At 66.9% G+C, this 21686-nt stretch carries 19 protein-coding genes; 11 read left to right on the top strand and 8 right to left on the bottom strand.

Annotated elements, in window-relative coordinates:
* The first annotated feature begins 49 nt into the window (after positions 1-49).
* The 3 genes from NFX52_RS15810 (at position 50) to NFX52_RS15820 (ending at position 3745) form a co-directional block, all read left to right on the top strand.
* Positions 50-1531, top strand: coding sequence for an AMP nucleosidase (locus tag NFX52_RS15810; protein WP_055396354.1), 1482 nt, complete (start codon positions 50-52; stop codon positions 1529-1531).
* A gap of 24 nt (positions 1532-1555) precedes the next feature.
* Positions 1556-2692 (top strand): GGDEF domain-containing protein, encoded by a 1137-nt coding sequence (locus NFX52_RS15815; protein ID WP_055396352.1) that lies wholly within the window; start codon positions 1556-1558, stop codon positions 2690-2692.
* Positions 2693-2809: 117 nt separating this feature from the next.
* Positions 2810-3745: an ATP-binding cassette domain-containing protein gene (locus NFX52_RS15820; RefSeq protein WP_055396350.1), complete on the top strand. Its 936-nt coding sequence runs from the start codon at positions 2810-2812 to the stop codon at positions 3743-3745.
* Here the strand turns inward: NFX52_RS15820 and NFX52_RS15825 are convergent.
* Both NFX52_RS15825 and purT read right to left on the bottom strand, forming a co-directional pair.
* Positions 3720-6131 (bottom strand): putative bifunctional diguanylate cyclase/phosphodiesterase, encoded by a 2412-nt coding sequence (locus NFX52_RS15825; protein WP_055396348.1) that lies wholly within the window; start codon positions 6129-6131, stop codon positions 3720-3722. The two genes, NFX52_RS15820 and NFX52_RS15825, sit on opposite strands and share 26 nt — an antisense overlap.
* Before the next feature lie 65 nt (positions 6132-6196).
* The gene (gene purT, locus NFX52_RS15830; RefSeq protein WP_055396346.1) at positions 6197-7399 is read right to left on the bottom strand and encodes a formate-dependent phosphoribosylglycinamide formyltransferase; all 1203 of its coding nucleotides are present in this window, start codon (positions 7397-7399) and stop codon (positions 6197-6199) included.
* 108 nt (positions 7400-7507) lie between these two features.
* On the opposite strand from purT, the gene NFX52_RS15835 reads away from it, so the two are divergent.
* The 8 genes from NFX52_RS15835 to NFX52_RS15870 all read left to right on the top strand — a co-directional run bounded on the left by NFX52_RS15835 (position 7508) and on the right by NFX52_RS15870 (position 15634).
* Positions 7508-9136 (top strand): sigma-54 interaction domain-containing protein, encoded by a 1629-nt coding sequence (locus tag NFX52_RS15835; RefSeq protein ID WP_055396344.1) that lies wholly within the window; start codon positions 7508-7510, stop codon positions 9134-9136.
* 233 nt (positions 9137-9369) lie between these two features.
* Positions 9370-10281, top strand: coding sequence for a sulfurtransferase (locus tag NFX52_RS15840; protein WP_055396342.1), 912 nt, complete (start codon positions 9370-9372; stop codon positions 10279-10281).
* Between the two features lie 87 nt (positions 10282-10368).
* Positions 10369-10938: an OsmC family protein gene (locus tag NFX52_RS15845; protein WP_055396340.1), complete on the top strand. Its 570-nt coding sequence runs from the start codon at positions 10369-10371 to the stop codon at positions 10936-10938.
* Positions 10939-10981: 43 nt separating this feature from the next.
* Positions 10982-12139 carry an acyl-CoA dehydrogenase family protein gene (locus tag NFX52_RS15850; protein WP_055396338.1) on the top strand — a complete coding sequence of 386 codons (1158 nt, stop codon included), beginning with the start codon at positions 10982-10984 and terminating at the stop codon, positions 12137-12139.
* Complete coding sequence (locus NFX52_RS15855; protein WP_055396336.1) at positions 12136-13461, top strand: FAD-dependent oxidoreductase; 1326 nt, start codon at positions 12136-12138, stop codon at positions 13459-13461. Before NFX52_RS15850 ends, NFX52_RS15855 begins: the two co-directional genes overlap by 4 nt.
* A gap of 156 nt (positions 13462-13617) precedes the next feature.
* A complete protein-coding gene (locus tag NFX52_RS15860; RefSeq protein ID WP_055396334.1) occupies positions 13618-14196 on the top strand; it encodes a DUF3455 domain-containing protein in 579 nt (192 codons plus the stop codon).
* 107 nt (positions 14197-14303) lie between these two features.
* Positions 14304-14870, top strand: coding sequence for a sigma-70 family RNA polymerase sigma factor (locus tag NFX52_RS15865; protein ID WP_055396332.1), 567 nt, complete (start codon positions 14304-14306; stop codon positions 14868-14870).
* Entirely contained in the window at positions 14867-15634 is a 768-nt protein-coding gene (locus tag NFX52_RS15870; RefSeq protein WP_055396331.1) for an anti-sigma factor, read from the top strand. The genes NFX52_RS15865 and NFX52_RS15870 overlap by 4 nt, the downstream gene beginning before the upstream one ends.
* 196 nt (positions 15635-15830) lie before the next feature.
* On the opposite strand, the gene cynS is transcribed toward NFX52_RS15870, so the two are convergent.
* The 6 genes from cynS to NFX52_RS15900 form a co-directional block, all read right to left on the bottom strand.
* Entirely contained in the window at positions 15831-16274 is a 444-nt protein-coding gene (cynS, locus tag NFX52_RS15875; RefSeq protein ID WP_055396329.1) for a cyanase, read from the bottom strand.
* 112 nt (positions 16275-16386) lie between these two features.
* Positions 16387-17262, bottom strand: a complete 876-nt coding sequence (locus tag NFX52_RS15880; RefSeq protein WP_055396327.1) for an ABC transporter ATP-binding protein — start codon at positions 17260-17262, stop codon at positions 16387-16389.
* Positions 17252-18121 (bottom strand): nitrate ABC transporter permease, encoded by an 870-nt coding sequence (gene ntrB, locus NFX52_RS15885; RefSeq protein ID WP_055396325.1) that lies wholly within the window; start codon positions 18119-18121, stop codon positions 17252-17254. The genes NFX52_RS15880 and ntrB overlap by 11 nt, the downstream gene beginning before the upstream one ends.
* Position 18122: 1 nt before the next feature.
* On the bottom strand, positions 18123-19529 hold the full coding sequence (locus NFX52_RS15890) for a CmpA/NrtA family ABC transporter substrate-binding protein (protein WP_055396323.1): 1407 nt from the start codon (positions 19527-19529) through the stop codon (positions 18123-18125).
* A 146-nt stretch (positions 19530-19675) separates the two neighbouring features.
* Positions 19676-20371 (bottom strand): response regulator, encoded by a 696-nt coding sequence (locus NFX52_RS15895; RefSeq protein ID WP_055396321.1) that lies wholly within the window; start codon positions 20369-20371, stop codon positions 19676-19678.
* Positions 20368-21576 carry a sensor histidine kinase gene (locus tag NFX52_RS15900; protein ID WP_207401907.1) on the bottom strand — a complete coding sequence of 403 codons (1209 nt, stop codon included), beginning with the start codon at positions 21574-21576 and terminating at the stop codon, positions 20368-20370. Before NFX52_RS15900 ends, NFX52_RS15895 begins: the two co-directional genes overlap by 4 nt.
* Positions 21577-21686: the final 110 nt, after the last annotated feature.

The raw sequence follows: 21686 nt of genomic DNA on the forward strand, positions 1-21686 counted from the left end.
TCCCGGTGCCGTCACACAGACACGTTCCCGGCTTGTGGACAATAGGGGCATGCCCCTCATCCCCGACTTCATCGCCCCCACCCGCCACACCGACCCGGCCGACGCACTGGCCCAGGTGCAGCGCATTTACCAGCAACAGATTGGCCACCTGCGCGACGCCATGCAGCGTTTTGTGGCAGGCGAAACGCCCGAAGGCGCCGTGCGCGCGTTCTACCCCTTTGTACGGGTGCACACCACCACCGTGGCGCGGGCCGACACCAAGCTGGCCTATGGTTTTGTGGAAGGCCCTGGGCGCTACGAAACCACCCTCACCCGGCCCGACCTGTTCGCTCACTACTACGCCGAGCAGTTTCGCCTGCTGCGCGCCAGCCACAACGTGGAGCTGGAAGTGGGCACCAGCGCCCACCCCATTCCGATCCATTTCTCGTTTGCCGAGCACGACCACATCGAGGGCACGCTGACGCCCGAGCGCCGCATGCTGATGCGCGACGTGTTCGACCTGCCCGACCTGGCTGCCATGGACGACGGCATCGCCAACGGCACCTGGCAGGCCCGCCCAGGCGAGGCCCAGCCGCTGTCGCTGTTCACCGCGCCGCGCGTGGACTACTCGCTGCACCGCCTGCGCCACTACACGGGAACGGCGCCCGAGTGGTTCCAGAACTTCGTGCTGTTCACGAATTACCAGTTCTACATCGACGAATTTGTGCGCCTGGGCCACGCCGAGATGGCCAAGCCCGACAGTGAATACATCGCCTTCATCGAGCCGGGCAACGTGGTCACCCGCCGCGTGGGATTGGGTGCCCAGCCCGGCGACGAACTGGGCGTAGCCCCGCCGCGCTTGCCGCAAATGCCCGGCTACCACCTCGTGCGCGCAGACAGCAGCGGCATCACCATGGTCAACATCGGCGTAGGCCCCGCCAACGCCAAGACCATCACCGACCACATCGCCGTGTTGCGCCCCCACGCCTGGATGATGCTGGGCCACTGCGCGGGCCTGCGCAACAGCCAGCAGCTGGGCGACTACGTGCTGGCCCACGCCTACGTGCGTGAGGACCACGTGCTGGACGAAGACCTGCCTCTGTGGGTGCCCATCCCGGCGCTGGCCGAGATCCAGCTCGCATTGCAGCAGGCCGTGGCCGATGTCACACAGATCAGCGGCGCCGACCTGAAGCGCGTGATGCGCACCGGCACCGTGGCCAGCACCGACAACCGCAACTGGGAGCTGCTGCCCGACAACACGCCCCAGCGCCGTTTCAGCCAGAGCCGCGCCGTGGCGCTGGACATGGAAAGCGCCACCATCGCCGCCAATGGTTTTCGCTTTCGCGTGCCCTACGGCACCCTGCTGTGCGTGAGCGACAAGCCCCTGCACGGCGAAATCAAGCTGCCCGGCATGGCCAACCACTTCTACCGCGAGCGGGTGGACCAGCACCTGCGCATCGGCATGCGCGCCATCGAGATCCTGCGCAACGGCGGCGTGGACCGCCTGCACAGCCGCAAGCTGCGCAGCTTTGCCGAGGTCGCTTTTCAGTAAACACAGGCCCCGGGGCCACTGCGTATGCCACTGGATTTCCTCACGCTGATGACGGTCATGGCGGCCAACCTGTTCATGATCTCGGCCGCGCTGCCGCTGATCATGGGCCGGGACGTGAGCCGCGCGGCCCGCCATGTGCAGGCCAGCATGCTGCTGCAGGCCGTGGCCTGGGCGGCCATCATTGCCTCATCCACCCTGTGGGACCAGACCCTTTCCACCGTGTCGATTGCCTGCAACGCGGCCGCACAGTGGATGCTGTACCGGGCGCTCGAAGAATGGCTGGGCCCCCGTCCCTTGCGCCGCCTGCTGCTGGTGCTGGTGATAGCCGCCCCACTGGGCTACACCCTGGGCTTTGGTCACTACGCCTGGCGCGTGGGCTGGGCCAACTTTGTATTGGCCACCATCCTGTGCATCGTTGCGCGCGCCACCCTGGCGCCGGTGGTCGAGGCCAACCTGCGCTGGCGCAGCCTGCTCCTGGGCTGCCTGCTGACGTCGGCCGCGTTCACGTTGGCGCGGGGCATGCTGGGCGCCTTCACCGACCAGTACCCCAGCTTTCGCACTCCCCATCCTGTCAACCTCGCTGCCGCCGTGGCCACCAACGTGAGCCTGGTGCTCGGCACGGTCGCCCTGCTGGTGGCCTGGCGGTCGGAGGCTGAACACAAGCTGCGCACGCTGGCGATGACCGATGGCCTCACCGGCGTGCTCAACCGGCGCGGCTTCACCACCCAAGGCAGCAGCCTGCTGGCCCACGCCGCACGCCATCAGTTGCCCATGACGGCAATGATGCTGGACCTGGACCACTTCAAGCAGGTCAACGACACCCATGGCCACGAGGCCGGGGACCGCGCCCTGCAACTGTTTGCCCGCCTGCTGGGCGACACCTGCCGCAGCGGCGATCTGGTCGGCCGCCTGGGTGGCGAGGAGTTTGGTGTGCTGCTGTTGCACAACAGCGAGCCCGCCGGACTGGCCCTGGACCGGCGACTGCGCAGGCGCCTGCACGCAGCCAGTGTGGCCGAGCTGGGCTTTGCGCTGGACTACAGCGCCGGGATGGCCGTCCTGCAGCCCGGTGAGGCCGCCCTGGCGGAACTGATGGCCCGTGCCGACGGCGCCCTCTATGCAGCCAAGACGGCGGGCCGTGGGCGGCTGATCGCAGCGGAATGAGCCAATTGATCCTCTTTTGATAGCAATTAGTGCACTATCCACCTGCGCTAAGTGTTGATTTTTGCTACAACGACTGCGCGCAACACCGGGTATGCCCACGTCGCACACAATCGCCCCATGACCGCACTTTTTGAAGCTCTGCACCTGCGCAAACGTTATGGCGAGACCACGGTGGTGGACGACGTGTCCTTCGCGATTGCTCCCGGCGAATGCCTGGGCGTCATCGGCCCCAACGGTGCTGGAAAGACCACCACCATCCGCATGTGCCTGGGCCTGGCGTCGCCAGACGGGGGCGAAGTGCACTTCACGCCCCAGCCCGGCACGGCCCCGCTGCTGATGCCACGCGATGCGCTGGCCATCAAGGCGCAGCTGGGCGTGGTCACGCAGTTCGACACCCTCGACCCGGACTTCACCTGCGCCGAAAACCTGCGCGTGTTCGGCCGCTACTTCGGCCTGAAGGGCCCGGTGATGGACGAGCGTGTGCCCCAGTTGCTGGAGTTCGCAGCCCTCACCCACAAGGCCGACGCCAAGCCGGGCGAGCTGTCGGGCGGCATGAAGCGGCGCCTGTCGCTGGCGCGCGCGCTGGTCAACAACCCGCGCCTGCTGCTGCTGGACGAGCCCACCACCGGCCTGGACCCGCAAGCCCGCCACCTGATGTGGGAGCGCCTGCAACTGCTGCTGCAGCAAGGCAAGTCGATCCTGCTGACCACCCACTTCATGGACGAGGCCGAGCGCCTGTGCTCGCGCCTGCTGGTGCTGGACCACGGCCGCAAGATTGCGGAAGGCCGCCCGCGCGAGCTGATCGCCCAGCACCTGGAGCCGGATGTGGTGGAGGTGTTCGGCGTGGGGGCCGTGCAGATGTCCGAAGACGCCGCGCTGCGTGCCCTGGCCGCGCGCGTGGAGATCAGCGGCGAGACGGTGTTTTTCTACACCCAGAACGCCCAGCCGCTGCTGCAGGCGCTGGGGCAGCATGGCCACCTGCGCACGCTGCACCGGCCGGCCAATCTGGAAGACCTGTTCCTCAAGCTCACGGGGCGGCAGATCCGGGAATAGGGCCAGCGGAACGGCCTGCCACCCGGCCCTGCCACCAGTTTTCAAGGTCTTGGGGCGCGCAAGGCTGGGAAAAGAGGTAACCCTGCAGTTCGTCGCAGCCCAGCCGGGCCAGCCACTGGGCTTGGTGGTCGGTTTCCACGCCCTCGGCCACCGTGCGCAGGCCCAGCTTTTGCGCCAGGGCCACGATGGCGTCCACCAGTGCTTCGCCCCGGTCATTGCTCCCCAGATCGTTGACGAAAGAGCGGTCGATCTTGAGCTTGCGCACCGGAAACCGCTTGAGCTGGCTCAGTGACGAATATCCGGTGCCAAAGTCGTCGATGGCCAGCTGCACGCCCAGCGCGGTGAGGCGCTGCATGGTCTGCAGGGCCTCCTCCACGGGCTCCATGATCGAGCTTTCAGTGATCTCCAATTGCAGCAACCGGGGTGGGCACACGGTACTTTGCAAGGCGCGGGCCACCACCTGGTCCAGCTCGGGCTCCTGGAACTGACGGGCCGAGAGATTCACCGCCACCGGGATCTCCCCCCAACCGGCATCCAGCCACCGACGTGCCTGCGCGCAGGCCTCGTTCAGCACCCATTCGCCCAGGGGCACGATCAGCCCCGTTTCTTCCGCAATGCCGATGAACTGCAGCGGAGACACCAGCCCACGCTCCGGGTCCGCCCACCGCACCAGCGCCTCCACCGACGACACACGCCCCGTCCGCGCATCCATGATGGGCTGATAGTGCAGGCGCAGCCCGTCGTGCTCGATGGCATGGCGCAGGCCCGCCTCCACCCGCAGGCGCTCCGTCAACACCTCCGTCATGTGCGGGCTGAAGAAAGCCAGCCGATTCCCCCCCAGGTCCTTGGCGTCGTACATGGCCACGTCTGCATTGCGCAACAACAGGTCGCCAGAGTCCCCATCCTGCGGGAAGACCGCAATGCCCAGGCTGGTGCCCAGCAACCAGCTGGACGTGCCGGTCTCCACAGGCAGGGTCAGCGCCCGCACAATGCGCCGCGCCATGGGCTCCACCACCGCCGGGTCCGGCAGGTCGGGCAGCACCACCACAAACTCATCCCCACCCGGCCGGGCCACCACATCGCCAGGACGCACACAACCCTGCAACCTGGCCGCCACCTCCTTGAGCAAGGCATCGCCCCGGGCATGTCCCAGGCTGTCATTCACTCCTTTGAATCGGTCCAGGTCCATGGCCAGAACGGCCACGCAGTGGCCCTGCTCCCGCGCCCGGTCCAACGCCGCGTCCAGCCGCTCCGTGAGGCTGTAGCGGTTGGCCAAGTCGGTCAGGGGGTCTCGCCGCGCCTGGCGCTCCAGCGTCTCCGTGTGCAGCGCGATGGACTGCTGCTGGCGCAGCAGGGACTCCGCCATCCGGTCCAGTGCCCGGGCCACCTGCCCCAGCTCTCCCGGGGGATAGGGTGTGCCAATGGGTTCGGCGTAGTTGCCAGCATCCATGCGGCCAATGGCGCGGATGGCGCGCATGGCATGACGGCGCACCGCAAATTCCACCAACAGAAAAGCAGCAACGAACACGATGACCGCCAGTGCCAGCACCCCCAGCAGTGCGCGCCGGAACTGGCGCTCCACCGGGCCACGCAGGTCGTCCTCGGGCACAGCCAGGGCCAGACGCAGATCCGAGCCCTGTGCGCGCGGCAACTGGGCGCGCACCCAGACGCGACGCACGCCATCGGCCCCCTCCATCACGGCATGCCCTTCGACCGCTTGCAACATGAAAGTGCGTTCGGCGTCCCCCAGGGTCAGCGGCGCCAACTCCGGCCGCCGGAAGTCCATGACCACCGAACCGTCGGCATTCCATACCTGCAGATGCATACGCTCATAGCGCTGTGCATGCACCGTGGCCTGCCCGTAGTCCTGCATGTCGAGCGAGGCCAGAAGGATGAAGCGCAACGCGCCTCCCGCATCGCGCACAGGGTAGGCCACCTGCAGCACTCCCTTGCCCGTCAGGCGGCCTATGACCGCTTCCAGCACCGGCCCGGAGGACGTCAGCGCACGCTGAAAGTAACTGCGGTCCCGCAGGTCCAGCGTACGGCCACTGCGCAGCGAATCACAGAACAGGGAGCCATCGGGCTGGATGGTGAGGATGCCGGTGTACTGGGGATGTTCCTTGAGGACATCTGCCAGGAAATCAGAGCAGGCGGCCTTGTCGCCCGCTGCCAGCAGGGGTACGCGCCCAAGGCCAAACAAGAGTTGCCCGGTACCAGCGATCTTGTCGTCCAGGTCGCTGGCAATGATGCCTGCCCGGGCCACCAGCCGGTCGCGCGCCTGTCCGGTGGTGGCCACCCGGAACTCCAGCAGCAGCCACACCAGGGCCGGCACAGGCAACAAAGAGGCTGCCAGCACCAGCCACAGGATCCGCGCACTCAGGCTCACAGGGGGTTCTCCTTCACAGAAGCGCCGTCGTCGCACCGGCCCGCCGCAACTGCGGCCGCAGGCTATCAGGCCACGCGGGGCCTGACCTTGCTCGCCGCCAGCTTGGCGTTCGCACGCGCCGTGTCCACATTCTCAGCCCGCGCCAGCGCCACGCCCATACGGCGCTTCACAAAACTCTCGGGCTTGCCGAACAGGCGCAGGTCGGAGCCCGGCACGCGCAGGGCTTCTTCCACACCATCGAACACGATGCCCTGGGCTTCCACGCCGCCGTAGATGACGGCACTGGCGCCGGGGTTGCGCAGGCTGGTGTCCACGGGCAGGCCCAGGATCGCGCGGGCGTGCAGCTCGAACTCGCTCTGGTGCTGGGTGCACAGCGTGACCAGGCCCGTGTCGTGCGGGCGGGGGCTCACTTCGCTGAACCAGACCTCCTGGCCCTTGACGAACAGTTCCACGCCAAACAATCCCTGGCCGCCCAGGTTGTCGGTCACGGCCTTGGCGATCTGGCGCGACTTCTCGAGTGCAGCCGGGTGCATGGGGTGGGGCTGCCAGCTTTCCACATAGTCGCCACTCACCTGCACATGGCCGATGGGGTCGCAGAAACTGGTGGTGATTTGGCCGTCGGCGCCCACCGACCGCACGGTGAGCTGGGTGATTTCGTAGTCAAAGTCGATGAAGCCCTCGACGATCACACGGCCGTGGCTCACCCGGCCACCGGCCATGGCGTAGTCCCAGGCCTTCTTGACGTCCGCCGGGCCGTCGATCTTGCTCTGGCCCTTGCCGGAGCTGCTCATCACGGGCTTGACGATGCAGGGGTAGCCAATGCCGGCATCAATCGCAGCCTGCAGCTCTTCCAGAGAGTTGCAGAACTTGTAGGGGCTGGTGGGCAGGCCCAGCGTTTCGGCGGCCAGCACGCGGATGCCTTCACGGTCCATGGTCAGGCGCGCTGCGCGGGCCGTGGGGATCACGCGCACGGTGCCCGCGGCTTCCAGCTCTTCGAGCATGGGGGTGGCGATGGCTTCGATCTCGGGCACCACCAGGTGGGGCCGTTCGGCTTCGACCAGCGCCTTGAGCTGGGCCGGGTCGCTCATGGTGATGGTGCGCGCGTGGTGGGCCACCTGCTGGCCGGGGGCGTTGTCGTAGCGGTCCACGGCAATGGTTTCCACCCCCAGGCGCTGCAGCGCGATCAGCACCTCCTTGCCCAGCTCGCCCGAGCCCAGCAGCATGACTTTGGTGGCATGGGGGGACAGAGGGGTTCCGAGGGTGGTCATGGTGGGGGCTTTCGAGAAGGTGAAAAAGTCGGTAAATGGCGGGACGCAGGCGACTTTAATGCACCCGGGCGCAGAACTTGCAATCGCCCTCACATGCCCCCACCGCCCATGCCCTCCCCTTCCAGCACGGCCCGCTCGCACAGCCCCACCGACTGGCACGCCCAGGAGCTGCTGCTGATGCGCGAGGTGATGCGCCTCATCGGCCGCAGCCTGGCGCCCGGCCTGGTGCTGCGCGAGATGCTGCACCTGATGAGCGAACTGCTGGGCCTGAACCGGGGGCGCATCGTGCTGGTGGACGACGCTCCCTCCTCCCCAGCCGGCGCTCCGCGCACCGCCTCCATCCAGCATGCGTACGGACTCACCCAGGCCGAGGTGCAGCGCGGGCGGTACGCCTGGGGCGAGGGCATCACCGGCCGCGTGCTGGCCACGGGGCAACCAGCCATCGTGCAGGACATTGATGCCGAACCGCTGTTTCTGGCACGCGCGGTGGCGCGCCACCAGCTGCCGCCCGAGACGGTGGCCTTCATCGCCCTACCCATCGAGGTCAACAACGCGCCCATCGGCGTGCTGGCCTGCCACCGCATCCGCAGCCGCCAGCGCCACCTGAACGACGACCTGGCGGTGCTGCGCGTGCTGGCCACGCTGGTCGGTCAGCTGCTGCAGCTGGAAGCCCTGGTGGCCGAGCAGACGCGGCAGCTGCAGGCGCGCAACGCCGTGCTGGCCAATGCGCTCAACACCAAAAGCGCGCGCTACGGGCTCATTGGCAGCTCGCCACCGCTGCTGCAGGCCTTGAGCGAGCTGGAGCGTGTGTCGCAAACCCAGGCCACCGTGCTGCTGCTGGGCCAGTCGGGCACGGGCAAGGAGCTGTTCGCACGCGCCGTGCACCTGGCCAGCGGGCGGCGCGACCGACCCTTCATCAAGGTCAACTGCTCGGCCATTCCGGACGCGCTGTTCGAGTCCGAACTGTTTGGCTACGAGAAAGGCGCGTTCACCGGCGCCAGCACAGCCCGCGCGGGCTGGTTCGAGCAGGCCGACAGCGGCACCATCTTTCTCGACGAGATTGGCGAGCTGCCGCTGGCCCTGCAGTCCAAGCTGCTGCGCACGCTGCAGGAGGGCACGCTGGTGCGCCTGGGCGGGCAGCGCGAGGTCAAGGTCAACGTGCGCCTGGTGGCGGCCACCCACCGCGACCTGGCGGCCGATGTGGAGGCCGGGCGCTTTCGGCAGGACCTGTACTACCGCCTGCACGTGATTCCGATCCATCTGCCCTCGCTGGCCGAGCGGCGCGAGGACATCCGCGCGCTGGCGCTGCACTTTGTGAGCCGCGCGAACCAGGCGCACCAGCGCAACGTGAACCTGTCGCCCGACGCGCTGGCGCGGCTGGAAGAACACCCCTGGCCCGGCAACATCCGCGAGCTGGGCAATGTGATCGAACGCCTGGTGCTGCTGACCAATGACACGCTGGTAACGCGTGGCGAGCTGGACCGGTTTCTGCCCGCTGCGGCTGTGGTTTTGCCACCCGCACCGGCGCCCGTTCAGCAGATTCAGGCCGAGATGCCGTCTACCCCTATCGCCGCAGCACCGCTGGTGCGCGACTACGCCTCGGCCCAGTCCCACAGCGTTCAGGTGCTGCAGGCCGCGCTGGTCGAACACCACGGCAACCAGTCGCGCGCGGCGCAGAGCCTGGGGTTGACGCTCCGGCAGTTCGCTTACCGGCTGCGCAAAGCAGGCTTGAAGTGACGCCCAACACTGTGTCAACAATTTGTAGACACAGTGTTCAGCGTCCGCGTTGGACAGGCTGCGCTCTGGTGATAGTCGGCACAAAATACTATCAAATCAATAGCTTCCAGCGCTTTACCAATAAGCGCTAGCAGCCTATTTCATTCAAATTTCTTTGCATTCACAAGCTCTGGCACACCTGTTGCGATAAGGAGGGCAGGCATCCCGCCCACCACCGCACCGAAAGGTTTTCCATGAGCACCGTGACCGCTACCGCCTCCGACGCCGTCCTCATCTCACCCACCCAGCTGTTGGCCCTGCAAGCCGCAGAACCTGTGGTGCTGATCGACACCCGCGACGCCGACACCTACGCCCTGGGGCACATCCCCGGCGCGGTGAACCTGCGCGAAACCTTCACGTACCTGGCCACCTCCACGCCCCAAGGCCTGCAGGAGCTGATAGACACCTTTGCCGCGCACCTGGGCGCCATCGGCCTGTCGGGTGCCGAGACGGCCGTGTTCTATGAAGACGCGCTCAACAGCGGCTACGGCCAGTCGTGCCGGGGCTACTACCTGCTGACCTGGCTAGGCTACCCCAAGGTCAAGGTATTGAATGGCGGCTACTCGGCCTGGAAGGCGGCAGAGCTGCCCGTCTCCACCGAGGCCGTGGTGCCCACCCCGGCCATCTTCCCCACCAACCTGGCCACCACCGATGTGATGCTGACCAAGGAAGACGTGATCGAAGCCCTGGGCACCGACACCGTGCTGCTGGACGTGCGCGATGTGGACGAGTGGATTGGCGACAGCTCCAGCCCTTATGGCAAGGACTTTGCGCCCCGCAAGGGCCGCCTGCCGGGCGCCAAGTGGCTGGAGTGGTACCGCTTCATGAAGCCCTCGCCCCAGGGTCCGGTGTTCAAGTCGCCCGACGAAGTGCGCGCCGAATGCGCCACGGCGGGCATCAGCCCGGCGGACACGGTGTACCTGTATTGCTTCAAGGGCGCACGCGCGTCCAACACCTTCCTGGCGCTCAAGCAGGCGGGCTTTGCCGATGTGCGCATGTACTTCGGCTCGTGGAACGAATGGTCGCGCGACGACAAGTTGCCGATCGAAAGCGGGCTGCCGCTGGTCAAGTTCCCCAAAAAGCCTGCGCTGGCACTGGCGGCCTGAGCCCCGTGCGTTGTTGCAGCGGGCGTGGCCCGCTGCGAACCCTGTCCTTCTTTTTTTGCATTCCCTTCTCTTTCTCCAAGGAACACCATGTCCACCGATCTGCTGGAACCCTCTGCCCCCGTCACCACCGTGCACACGCACTTGCGCCCCATCGACCGCGACGGGCTGATGGCCTTTGCCGACAAGGGCCGCAACAACCCTGCCAGCCGGGGTACCAACAAGGTCCATACGGTGATGGAGGGGCAGTACCGCTCGCTGAGCTATGTGGGCAACCATGCGCCGGTGGTGGTGGACGAACCCCTGCACCTGTTCGGCCAGGACACGGCGCCGGCTCCGGGCGAAATCGTGCTGTCGGGCCTGGGCGGCTGCCTGGTCGTGGGCATCACGGCTGTGGCCACCTGGAAGCAGGTCAAGCTCAGCAAGATCGAGGTGTTCATGGAAGGCGACATCGGCAACCCGGCCGCCTGGGGTGCGGGTGGCGCATTGCAGAAGACGCCGCCGGAGATGGGCTTCCAGGCCATCCGCGTGAAGGTGCTGGTGGAAGGCGATGCACCGCGCGAGGTGCTGGACGAGATCGTGCAGCACGCCAATTTCTACTCGCCCGTGGCCAACAGCATGCGCAACCCCATTCCGTTCGAGATCAGCCTCGCGGACTGAATAGCCCCGCCACCAAGCCCGCCCTGCGCACCCAAGGAGCCCCATGAACCCCGCCGACCTCCCTCCCCAACTCCACCTGGACGGCGCCCTGCGGGGCGATGCGCTGCTGGCCGCCGTGCGCCAGATCGCCCAGGGCCCGCTGGCCGCGCAGGTGGAGGCAATTGACCGCACCGGCTACTACCCCTGCGCGGAGCTGCAGCAGCTGGCCGCCGTGGGCGCGATGAGCGCGCACCTGGACAGCACGGCGGGCCCGGCCGACTACGGCCTGGCCATCCGCGCCATGGCCGAGGCCTCGCGCGTGTGCGGGGCTACCGGCTTCATGATGTGGTGCCAGGCGGTGTGTGGGCTGTACCTGCAGCAGTCGGGCAACCCCACGCTGATGGGCGATGTGCTGCAGCGCCACGCCAGCGGCGCAGGCATGGGCGGCACGGCGCTGTCCAACCCCATGAAGAGCTACGCGCAGATCGAAAGCCTGCTGCTCAAGGCCACGCCGGTGGAGGGCGGCTACCTCGTCAACGGCACCCTGCCCTGGGTGAGCAACCTGGGGCCCGACCACTACTGCGGCGCGATTGCGGCGGTGGTGGAGGCCGACGGTGCGGCCAGCCAGCGCGAGGTGATGTTCCTGCTGCGCTGCGACGCACCGGGCGTGGAGATGCGCGAATGCCCCAGCTTCTCCGCCATGGAGGGCACGGGCACCTATGCGCTGCGGCTCAAGGACCATTTCATCGGCACGGCCGACACCATGGCCGACCCCACCCGGCCTTTCATCGCCCGCATCCGCGCTGCGTTTGTGATGCTGCAATGTGGCATGGCCGTGGGCATCACCCAGGGCGCCATCGACTCGATGTGGGCGGTGGAGGCCCAACTGGGCCATGTCAACCAGTTCCTGGAAGACCGGCCCGACGCGCTGCAGGCCGAGCTGGATGCACTGACTGCACGCGTCATGCAACTGGCCCAGACCCCGTTCGACACGAGCACCGACTTCTTCATCGACGTGCTGGACGCCCGTGCCCATGGCGCGGAGCTGTGCCTGCGCGCCGCCCAGTCCGCCCTGATGCACCAGGGTGCGCGCGGCTACCTCATGAGCTCGGACGTGCAGCGGCGCGTGCGCGAGTCGCACTTTGTGGCCATCGTCACGCCCGCCATCAAGCACCTGCGCAAGGAGATCGCCCGGCTCAGCACCGAGGAGATGCCTGGATGACGCCCGCCCTCCCCACCGCCACCACGCCGTCGGTTGCCTCCGAGTTCGTGTTGAGCGCGGCATCGCAGGCGCTGTGCGATGCGTTTGCCGACGCGGCCACCCAGGCGCCCTGGCAAAGCTACATCTGCAACGCCTGCGGCTACGTCTACCACGAGGCCAACGGCGACCCCGATGGCGGCCTGCCGCCCGGCACGCGGCTGGCGGACATACCCGACGACTGGGCCTGCCCCTTGTGCGGCGTGACCAAGGCCGATTTTTCGCCGTACGAAGCCCCCACGCTGGAGGCGCTGCGGGCGCAGGCCAGCGCAGCGCCAGCCGCCTCCCTGCGCGTGCGTGGCGAGCCGGGCGTGGTCATCGTCGGCGCGGGCCGTGCAGGCTGGCAACTGGCCGAAACCCTGCGCCAACACAGCGCCACGCTGCCCATCACCCTGGTGACGGCTTGCGCGGGCGACCGGTACGACAAGCCTTTGCTGTCGGTGGCCATGGCGCGCCAGCTGGACCCGCTGGCCCTGGTGTCCGAAACAGGCCGCGATGCGGCGCACCGCCTGGGCGTCACCCTGCTGGCCCACACCCATGCCGTGCGCATCTGCGCCGACACCCGCCAATTGCGCACCACGCGGGGCGTGCTGCGCTACAGTCACCTGGTGCTGGCCCACGGTGCGCAGGCCGCCTTGCCTCCGGGCTTGCCCGCCAGCCTGTGCTGGCGCATCAACCACCTGGACGCCTACCAGCGCCTGCGCCAGCACCTGGGCGAGCAGCCCAAGGACGTGCTCATCATCGGCGCGGGCCTGGTCGGCAGTGAGCTGGCCAACGACCTGGCCCTGGGCGGCCACCACATCACGCTGCTGGACACGGCCACCGAGCCGCTGGCGCGCTGGCACGACCAGCAGGCGGGCCCGCAGCTGCTGGACGCCTGGAAAGACCTGTCCATCCGCTTTGAAGGCGGTCTGCAGGTGGAGCAGGTGGAACGCGTGGGCTCGCGCTACCGCGTCTCCACCACCAGCGGGCGGCGTTTTGCGGCGGACGAAGTGGTGGTGGCTGCAGGCCTGCTGCCCCCCCACCGCCTGGCGCAGAGTGCAGGGCTTGACTGGACCCATGGCATTGCGGTGGACGCAGGCACGCTGCAAACCAGCGTATCCCGCATCCATGCACTGGGCGATTGCATCAGCATCGACGGGCAGTGCAGCCGCTACATCGAACCGATTGCCCGGCAGGCGCGCACGCTGGCGGCCGCCATCCTGGGTCAACCGGTGGCCCCCTATGAGCACCGGGCGGCCGTGGTGCGGGTCAAGACCACCACCCAGCCGCTGACCCTGCATTGAGGCAGCCTCGGGCCCGGGCGGCAATCTTGACCGGGCTGGCATCGGCAAAAAATTTTTGGCATCCACTGCATCCAAACGGCGTTTTCGTGGGTAGTACCTACAGCAGCGCATCTTGTTGCTGCTGTCCTATCAACCCACAGACCAGAGAGAAACGCCATGACCATCCACACGTCCCCCATCTCCCGCCTGCTCCCCCTGACGGGCGCCATTGCCGCCGCCGTGCTGCTGAGCGCCTGCGGTTCGATGATGTCGTCGTCCTCCAAATCCATGTATTCGCAGGACAGCCTGCCCGACAGCATCAAGGTGCCGGCTGGCAACAAGGTGGCGATGGAAACCGTGGGCGTGGGCGAGATCACCTACGAATGCCGCGACAAGGCCAACATGCCCGGCCAGACCGAATGGGTGTTCGTGGGCCCCAAGGCCGTGCTGAATGACCGCAGCGGCAAACAAGTGGGCACCTACTACGGCCCACCGGCCACCTGGGAGTCGAGCGATGGGTCCAAGCTGACAGCCACCCAGCTGGCCGTGGCGCCATCGGGCACGGGCAACCTGCCCTACCAGCTCGTCAAGGCCAACCCCGCCATGGGTTCGGGCGCCATGACCGGCGTGACCTTCATCCAGCGCGTGGCCTTGAAGGGTGGCGTGGCACCCGCTGCTGCCTGCACCACCGCTAACAAGGGCGAGCGCCAGATCGTGAAGTACCAGGCCGACTACATCTTCTGGAAGGCCGCGTAAACCACGCACACGCAATCCCCTGCCCAGCGGGGGCTACCGCCAGGCGGTGGCGGGTTTGCGGCTACGATGCGCTCACTCTTTAGCCGCGGCCCCGCTGCCTGCACACCGTGCCCGACACCCCTGGCGATTTTGACTACGAAGCCGCTCTGGCCGCCTGCGCAGCGGGCGACCGGCAGGCCATGCACCGCCTGTACCAACAGGAGGGCGCGCGGCTACTGGGCGTCGCGCTGCGCATCGTGCGCCAGCGGGCCCTGGCCGAGGACATCGTGCACGATGCCTGCGTGAACATCTGGACCCGCGCCGCCAGCTATGACCCGCGCCGGGGCAGCGCACGCGGCTGGATCTACAGCGTGGTGCGCAACCTGGCCCTGAACGCCGTTCGCGACGCGGGCCGCCACGTTGATGTGGACGACACCACCACCCAAGCCCTGGAGGCCGACATGTCTGTGCAGGCCCACCATGAGGTCGAGGAAACCTTTGCGCTGAACGCCAGCCTGGGCCGCCTGCAGCATTGCCTGGAGGCCCTGGACCCCGCGCGCCGCAACTGCGTGCTGCACGCCTATGTGGACGGCTGCTCGCACGGAGAAATTGCGGAGCGCCTCGGCGCGCCGCTGGGCACCGTCAAGGCGTGGATCCGGCGCAGCCTGGTTTCGCTGCGGGAGTGCATGGCATGACCGACGTGCGCAACACACCGTCCACCCCCTCGCCGGAAGACCTGAGCGTGCTGGCCGGCGAGTACGTGCTGGGCACCCTGCCCGCTGCCGAACGCCAGGGTGTGCAGCAACGCCTGCCTGGTGACAAGGCACTGCAACAGGCGGTTGCCGAATGGGAAGCCCGCCTGCTGCCGCTGACCCAGCTGGCAGAGCCCATCGCGCCGCCCGCTGTCTTGTGGGCGCGCATCGACCAGTCGCTGCGAGCGGCGAGCCCTCAACAGACTGCGACACCCGTTGCACCGCCCCGCGCAGAAACAAAACGCAAACCGTCCGTGCGCTGGTGGGACCACCTGGGCCTGTGGCGGGCCCTCGCCGGCTCGGGCTTTGCCATGGCGGCGGTGCTCGCGGCAGTGCTCGTCACCCGCACCGCCCCAGTGGCCGCGCCGCCGCAGTTCATGGTGGTGCTGGTCGCGCCGCATGACAAGGCCCCGGGCTGGGTGGTGCAGGCCAGCTCGCCCCGGCAGATCAGCCTGATTCCGCTGGGTATGGCCGAAGTACCGGCCGACAAGGCCCTGGAGTTCTGGACCAAGGCCGACGGCTGGAGCGGCCCCGTATCGCTGGGCCTGGTGCAGCCCGGTCAGCCGCTCCAGATCCCGCTGGACAAGCTGCCGCCGCTGCAGCCCAACCAGTTGTTCGAGCTGACGCTGGAACCGCCCACGGGCTCGCCGATTGGCAAACCCACGGGGCCCATCCAGTTCATCGGTCGCGCCGTCAAGGTGCTCTGACCGTCTTGGTTACCCCACTCGGTGCAATGCATAGGCCCACGCCGGTGTAACGAGCACGGCCTATACCAGCGACCGCCGCGCAAGGGCCGCCAAGCCGCACAGGCGGCGCTTCGCTGGCGGGCGCTGGCGGTGTCCCCCTTCCCGAATTGCGCAGCAATTCGAGAGAAAGGGGGAAGGCGCGAAGCGACTCAGGGGGTTAGTACTGTTTATACGGCAGGAACTTGCCGGACAGGACCACATTCACGCGGTCGCCATTGGGATTGGCCTCGCGCTGGATGTCCATGCTGAAGTCGATGGCGCTCATGATGCCGTCGCCAAACTCTTCGTGGATCAGCTCCTTGATGGTGGTGCCGTACACACTCACCACCTCGTACCAGCGGTAGATCAGCGGATCGGTGGGCACGGGCGTGGGCAGCGAGCCCTTGTAGGGCACCACCTGCAGCCACTTCTGCTCTTCGGCGGTGAGGCCGAAGATCTTGCCGACGATCTTGGCCTGCTCGGGCGTGGCCGTCATCTGGCCCAGGCACAGGGCCGTGGTCCATTCCTTGGACTGGCCGACCTTCTTGGCAATGGCCTCCCATTGCAGGCCCTTGGCGACCTTGGTGCTGATGATCTTTTCGGTAACGTCGTAGCGGTTCATGGTGATGGCTCCTTCGGTTGGATGGGTTTTGGAACAGGGAACAGGAACTTCAGGGTGCAGCACTCCCTGCCACCCCAAGGGGCAACACGACAGTGCTGGGTTATTCAGGAAATCAGTGGGCTTTGGCTCGGGTGACGAGAAAGTCCACGATGTGGTTGCGCAGCGCGTAGTAGCCGTCCAGGTGGTGCAGGCTGGTGCGCGTGCGTTCGCGTGGCAGCGGGTTCACCACCACCTCGGCGATGCCGCCGGAGCGGTAGCCCTCGGGCGTCTCGTTGCCGTTGCTCATGAGCAGGATGCGGTCTGCCAGCAAGATGGCTTCGTCCACATCGTGGGTGATCATGAAAACCGTCTGCTGCGTCTGGCGCACGATGGCCATCAGCTCGTCCTGGATGGTGCCGCGCGTGAGCGCATCCAGTGCGCCAAAGGGTTCATCCAGCAGCAACATCTTGGGCTGGATGGAGAACGCGCGCGCGATGCCCACGCGCTGCTTCATGCCGCCCGAAAGTTGCGATGGCTTCTTGTCGATGGCAGGGCTCAGGCCCACCAGCGCCACGAACTTCTCCACATGCGCATCGACCTGGGCCTTCTTCCAGTCGGGCAAGCGCGACTTCACGGCGAACGCGATGTTCTGGCGCACCGTCAGCCAGGGCATGAGCGCGTGGCTCTGGAACACCACGCCCCGGTCCAGACTGGGGCCGGCCACTTCGCGCCCGTCCATGATGACGGTGCCCGAGGTGGCGGTGTCCAGCCCCGCCAGCACGTTCAGGATGGTGGTCTTGCCGCAGCCCGAGTGGCCGATGATGCAGACGAATTCGCCCTTGTCGAGCGTGAACGACACATCAGCAAACACGGGCTTGGCGGGCACAAAGGCTTTGCTCAGCCGGTCGATCTGGAGGAAGCCTTGGGTCACAGCAGAGGCCTTTCGTTGCGGGGCGTCAGTGGCAAGAGCGGCTGGAACAGCCGGGCGCTGGGCGACATCACTCCACATAGGTCACCACCTTCTGCAGCTGGCCGAAGGCCAGGTCGAGCAACATGCCCACCACGCCAATCACCAGGATGGCAAAGATCACGTTGGTGAGCGACAGGTTGTTCCACTCGTTCCACACGAAGTAGCCAATCCCCGTGCCGCCCACCAGCATCTCGGCCGCCACGATCACCAGCCAGGCGATGCCCATGCTGATGCGCATGCCCGTGAGGATGGTGGGCGCTGCGGCGGGCAAGATCACCAGGAAGGCCTTGCGCAGCGGGTTGACCTGCAGCGTGGCCGACACGTTGAGCCACTCGCGCTTGACCGATGCCACGCCAAACGCCGTGTTCACCAGCATGGGCCACACCGAGCAGATGAAGATCACGAAGATGCCCGAGATCGATGAGTCCTTGATGGTGTAGAGAGCGAGCGGCATCCACGCCAGCGGGCTGATGGGCTTGAGCACCTGAATGAACGGGTCGAACGCACGGCGCAGCAGCGGCGACATGCCGATGACGAAACCGAGCGGTATCGCCACCAAGCAGGCCAGGCCAAACCCTAGCGCGACCCGGCCTAGCGAATGCGCGAGCTGGATGGCGATGCCCTTGTCGTTGGGGCCGTTGTCATAGAACGGGTTGGACACGTGCCCCCACACGGTACGGCCCATCTCTGCCAGTGAGGGGAAGCCGCTGCCCTTGGCGCTGGCGCCTGGGTCCTTGCCCATCATCTTGGCGTACTCGATCTGCTCGGCGGTCATGCCGGCCGTGCTGTTGCCCGCGCCCGAAGAAGCGGTGGCGATGTACCAGATCCCCAGCAGGGCCAGGAAGATGAGCACGGACAACAGGCCCGCGCGCAGGTTGAGGTTCTTGACGGGAGTCATGTCATGCCGCCTTGCGGATGGGGAAGCTCTTGGCGTACTCGGCCGCCTTCGCCGCATCGAACTCGCGCCCCATGATCTTGAACTTGGGGTACGCGCCTTCGGGCACCTTCTGGTCCAGCGCCTTCATCTGCTTTTTCGCATCGGTGATGAGGAACACCTTTTCGGCGATCTGCTTGTAGTCCACATCGCCCTTGATGTAGCCCCAACGCTGCATCTGCGTGAGCATCCACACGGCCATGCTCTGCCACGGCATGGGGTCGAAGTCGGCGCGGTCCGGCACGTTCTGGATCTTGCCCAGGCCGTCGGCGAACTTGCCGGTGAGCACCTGGTTGAGCACGGCCTCGGGCTGGTTCAGGTAGGCCTGGGGCGCAATCACCTTGGCGATGAGCTCGCGGTTGGCCGGGTCGCGCGCCATCGCGGCCGAGGTGAGCACCGCGCGGTACAGCGCAGCAAAGGTGTTGGGGTTCTTCTGGATGAACTCGGTGCTGGTGCCGAAGGCGCAGCAGGGGTGGCCGTTCCACAGGTCCTTGGTGAGCAGGTGGATGAAGCCGACTTCCTCAAACACGGCGCGCTGGTTGAAAGGATCGGGGCCGAGGAAGCCGTCGATGTTGCCCGCACGCAGATTGGCCACCATCTCGGCGGGTGGCACCACGCGCAGCTGCACGTCGGTGTCGGGGTTCAAGCCCGCCTCGGCCAGGTAGTAGCGCAACAGGAAGTTGTGCATGCTGTACTCGAAGGGGATCGCGAACTTGAAGCCCTTCCAGTTCTTGGGATCGCGGTTGTCCTTGTGCTTGAGGCTGAGCGTGATGGCCTGGCCGTTCACGTTCTGGATGGTGGCCACGTTCATCGGCGTGGCGTTGGAGCCCAGGCCCATGGAGATCGCCAGCGGCATGGGGCTCAGGAAGTGCGTGGCGTCGTACTCCTTGTTGATCATCTTGTCGCGGATCAGTGCCCAGCCGGCCGTCTTGGTGACTTCGACGCTCAGGCCCTGCTTGCTGTAGAAGCCCAGCGGGTGCGCCATGATCAGCGGGGTGGCGCAGGTGATCGGGATGAAGCCGATCTTGAGGTTGGTCTTCTCCAGTGCGCCCTGTTTCTCTTGCGCCATGGCCTGCATGCTGGCCACGGGCAACACGCTGGCGATGGCCGCCATGGCCGTTCCCTTGCCCACCGCCTTGATGAAGCGGCGGCGCACTGCGTCTTGCGGAAACAGCGCCTTGACCAGCGTGGCTTCGATGAACTCGTTGCTGTAGAGCTCGAACTCACGGGTCTCGCTGCGCTGGCGCAGGGTGGCTGCGGCGACATCGGCCGACACCTCGGCGTGGTGGTCGGCCACCGTGTGGTCGCGGCCACAGCTGCATTTCAGCATCAACGGGCGGTCGGCATCGTAGGGCGAGAAGAATTCGGACATGGCACACCTCGTAGAAGTTGGTGCCAGGTGTTACGCAAAGCGCGGGCCAGTTTTTGCCGGTGTCGGCCCGCTGTCATGAATTCGTGGGTGTGGTGTCTACAGCGTGTAGGGCCAGCACTACAAATCGGTCGTGCAACGCACCGAATTCACTCTGCCGGTGCGCCACGTGCCAGCAGCGCAAGCTCCACATCGTTGCGCGCGCCGGTCTTTTCGAGGATGCGGGCGCGGTAGGTGCTCACCGTGTTGGGCGCGAGCTTGAGCTGCGCACCAATTTCGCTCACGCTCTGCCCGGCAGTGAGCAGGCGGAACACCTGGTGCTCCCGATAGGAGAGCGCGTCCACTCCGGCGGGCGTGCCCTGCTGGGCGGTGCGCACCACACCGGTGCGTTCCAGTGCACCTGCCAGGGCTTGCGCGGTCGCCTCCGTCAGGTAGCGCCCGCCAGCGGCCACCTTGCGCACGGCGGCCACCATGTCGTCGGGATCGGCGCTTTTGTGCAGGTAGCCCGCTGCGCCCATCTGGATACAGCGCACCGCATATTGCCGCTCGGGGTAGGTGCTGAGCATCAGCACCGGCAGCGCGGGCCAGGCCTTGCGCAGCACCTGCAGCACTTCGAGGCCGTCCATGCCCGGCATCGCGATGTCCAGCAGCACCAGGTCCAGCCCCGGTGTTCCCGTGGGCCCTTGCAGGGCGGCGACCAGCTCCAGCACCTCGCCGCCCTGGGTGGCCTCGGCGACCACAGTGATCTCGGGCACGCCATTGGCCGGGTCGCCCAGCACCTGCTTGAGCCCCTCCCGCACGATGCGGTGATCATCACCGATCAACACTCGAACCACGGAATTCATGACAGCTCCAGAGGAATCAGCAATTGCAGGCACGAGCCCTGCCCCGGCTCGCTGGTGATGCTCAACCGCCCCCCCAGCTGCCGCGCACGCTCGCGCATGCCCATCACGCCATAGGCGGTGGGCGCCTCCAGGGCCTGGCGGGTGGCGCCCAAGCCGTTGTCGCGCACGCGCAGTTGCAGCACATCGTCCTGCACGTCAATCGCAATGTCGATGGCGCTGGCCTGCGCGTGGCGACCAACATTGCTCAGCATCTCCTGAAAGATGCGGAACACCGCGATGGCGGCAGGCTCGGGCAGGTGCAGGGTGGCAGGCACGTCCATCTGCCACGCCAGCTCCAGCTCGGCCGACTGCACGAACTCCTGCGCCTGCCACTCCAGCGCCGCCCACAGGCCCTGGTGGTCCAGGATGCTGGGGCGCAGGTCGGTGATGATGCGGCCCACGTTGTCCACGGCGTTTTCGATCAGGCGGCTCATGTTCTGGCACTTGCAGCGCATCTGGGTGCGCATGTCGCCCGCGGCCTCGGGCGTGCGCTCGCCCTGCTCGCCCAGGCGCTTGTGCAGCCAGTTCACATCCATCTTCAGCGCCACCAGCAGGCTGCCCAGCTCGTCATGCACCTCACGGGCGATGCGGGTGCGCTCGTCCTCGCGCACCTGCTCCGAGTAGGCGGACAGCTCGCGCAGCTGCGCCAGTGCCTGCGACAGCTCCTGGGTGCGCGCGGCCACACGGCGCTCCAGCTCGTCATTGGCGCGGGCCAGGTCGTCATGCGCGCGCTGCAGCTCGTCGGCGGCGCGTTTGCGGCTGGTGATGTCGACAAAAGCGATCACGGCACCCTGCACCCGATCGCCTTCCAGAATGGGGTGGCTGGAATACTCCACGGCAAACGCCGAGCCATCGCGGCGCCAGAACACCTCGGTGTCCACCCGGCAGGGCAGGCCCTGGCGGAACGCGTTGAAGATGGGGCAGTCGCTGTCGGCGTAGGGACTGCCGTCGGGGTGGCTGTGGTGGGTGAGCGCGTGCATGTTGCGCCCCATCACCTCATCGGCCGCAAAGCCCAGCATCTGCGCGCCCGCCCGGTTGATGAACACGCAGTTGCCCGCCAGATCAATGCCAAACACCCCCTCGCCCGTGGACTCCAGCAGCAGCCCCAGGCGGTTCTGCCAGAGGGCACTGGCACCGGCGGGCAGGTTCAGGACGTGGGTGGACATAGGGGTACCCAAGCAATGGCCGTGCCCAGGTGGCGACGATGAACACATCGGGGACTGTGCGCCCGCCCGCCAACATCGCACAATAAGCGGATGCAAACCGCTCACCCGCC

Origin of the sequence: Acidovorax facilis (assembly GCF_023913775.1) — a bacterium.
In the GTDB taxonomy this organism is placed as follows: Bacteria; Pseudomonadota; Gammaproteobacteria; order Burkholderiales; family Burkholderiaceae_C; genus Acidovorax; species Acidovorax facilis.

Excerpts from the sequence above, each read along its gene's own strand:
- NFX52_RS15810 (WP_055396354.1), top strand. The coding sequence starts at position 50 with ATGCCCCTCATCCCCGACTTCATCGCCCCCACCCGCCACACCGACCCG.
- NFX52_RS15815 (WP_055396352.1), top strand. The coding sequence starts at position 1,556 with ATGCCACTGGATTTCCTCACGCTGATGACGGTCATGGCGGCCAACCTG.
- NFX52_RS15820 (WP_055396350.1), top strand. The coding sequence starts at position 2,810 with ATGACCGCACTTTTTGAAGCTCTGCACCTGCGCAAACGTTATGGCGAG.
- purT (WP_055396346.1), bottom strand. The coding sequence starts at position 7,399 with ATGACCACCCTCGGAACCCCTCTGTCCCCCCATGCCACCAAAGTCATG.
- NFX52_RS15835 (WP_055396344.1), top strand. The coding sequence starts at position 7,508 with ATGCCCTCCCCTTCCAGCACGGCCCGCTCGCACAGCCCCACCGACTGG.
- NFX52_RS15840 (WP_055396342.1), top strand. The coding sequence starts at position 9,370 with ATGAGCACCGTGACCGCTACCGCCTCCGACGCCGTCCTCATCTCACCC.
- NFX52_RS15845 (WP_055396340.1), top strand. The coding sequence starts at position 10,369 with ATGTCCACCGATCTGCTGGAACCCTCTGCCCCCGTCACCACCGTGCAC.
- NFX52_RS15850 (WP_055396338.1), top strand. The coding sequence starts at position 10,982 with ATGAACCCCGCCGACCTCCCTCCCCAACTCCACCTGGACGGCGCCCTG.
- NFX52_RS15855 (WP_055396336.1), top strand. The coding sequence starts at position 12,136 with ATGACGCCCGCCCTCCCCACCGCCACCACGCCGTCGGTTGCCTCCGAG.
- NFX52_RS15860 (WP_055396334.1), top strand. The coding sequence starts at position 13,618 with ATGACCATCCACACGTCCCCCATCTCCCGCCTGCTCCCCCTGACGGGC.
- NFX52_RS15870 (WP_055396331.1), top strand. The coding sequence starts at position 14,867 with ATGACCGACGTGCGCAACACACCGTCCACCCCCTCGCCGGAAGACCTG.
- cynS (WP_055396329.1), bottom strand. The coding sequence starts at position 16,274 with ATGAACCGCTACGACGTTACCGAAAAGATCATCAGCACCAAGGTCGCC.
- NFX52_RS15880 (WP_055396327.1), bottom strand. The coding sequence starts at position 17,262 with ATGTGGAGTGATGTCGCCCAGCGCCCGGCTGTTCCAGCCGCTCTTGCC.
- ntrB (WP_055396325.1), bottom strand. The coding sequence starts at position 18,121 with ATGACTCCCGTCAAGAACCTCAACCTGCGCGCGGGCCTGTTGTCCGTG.
- NFX52_RS15890 (WP_055396323.1), bottom strand. The coding sequence starts at position 19,529 with ATGTCCGAATTCTTCTCGCCCTACGATGCCGACCGCCCGTTGATGCTG.
- NFX52_RS15895 (WP_055396321.1), bottom strand. The coding sequence starts at position 20,371 with ATGAATTCCGTGGTTCGAGTGTTGATCGGTGATGATCACCGCATCGTG.
- NFX52_RS15900 (WP_207401907.1), bottom strand. The coding sequence starts at position 21,576 with ATGTCCACCCACGTCCTGAACCTGCCCGCCGGTGCCAGTGCCCTCTGG.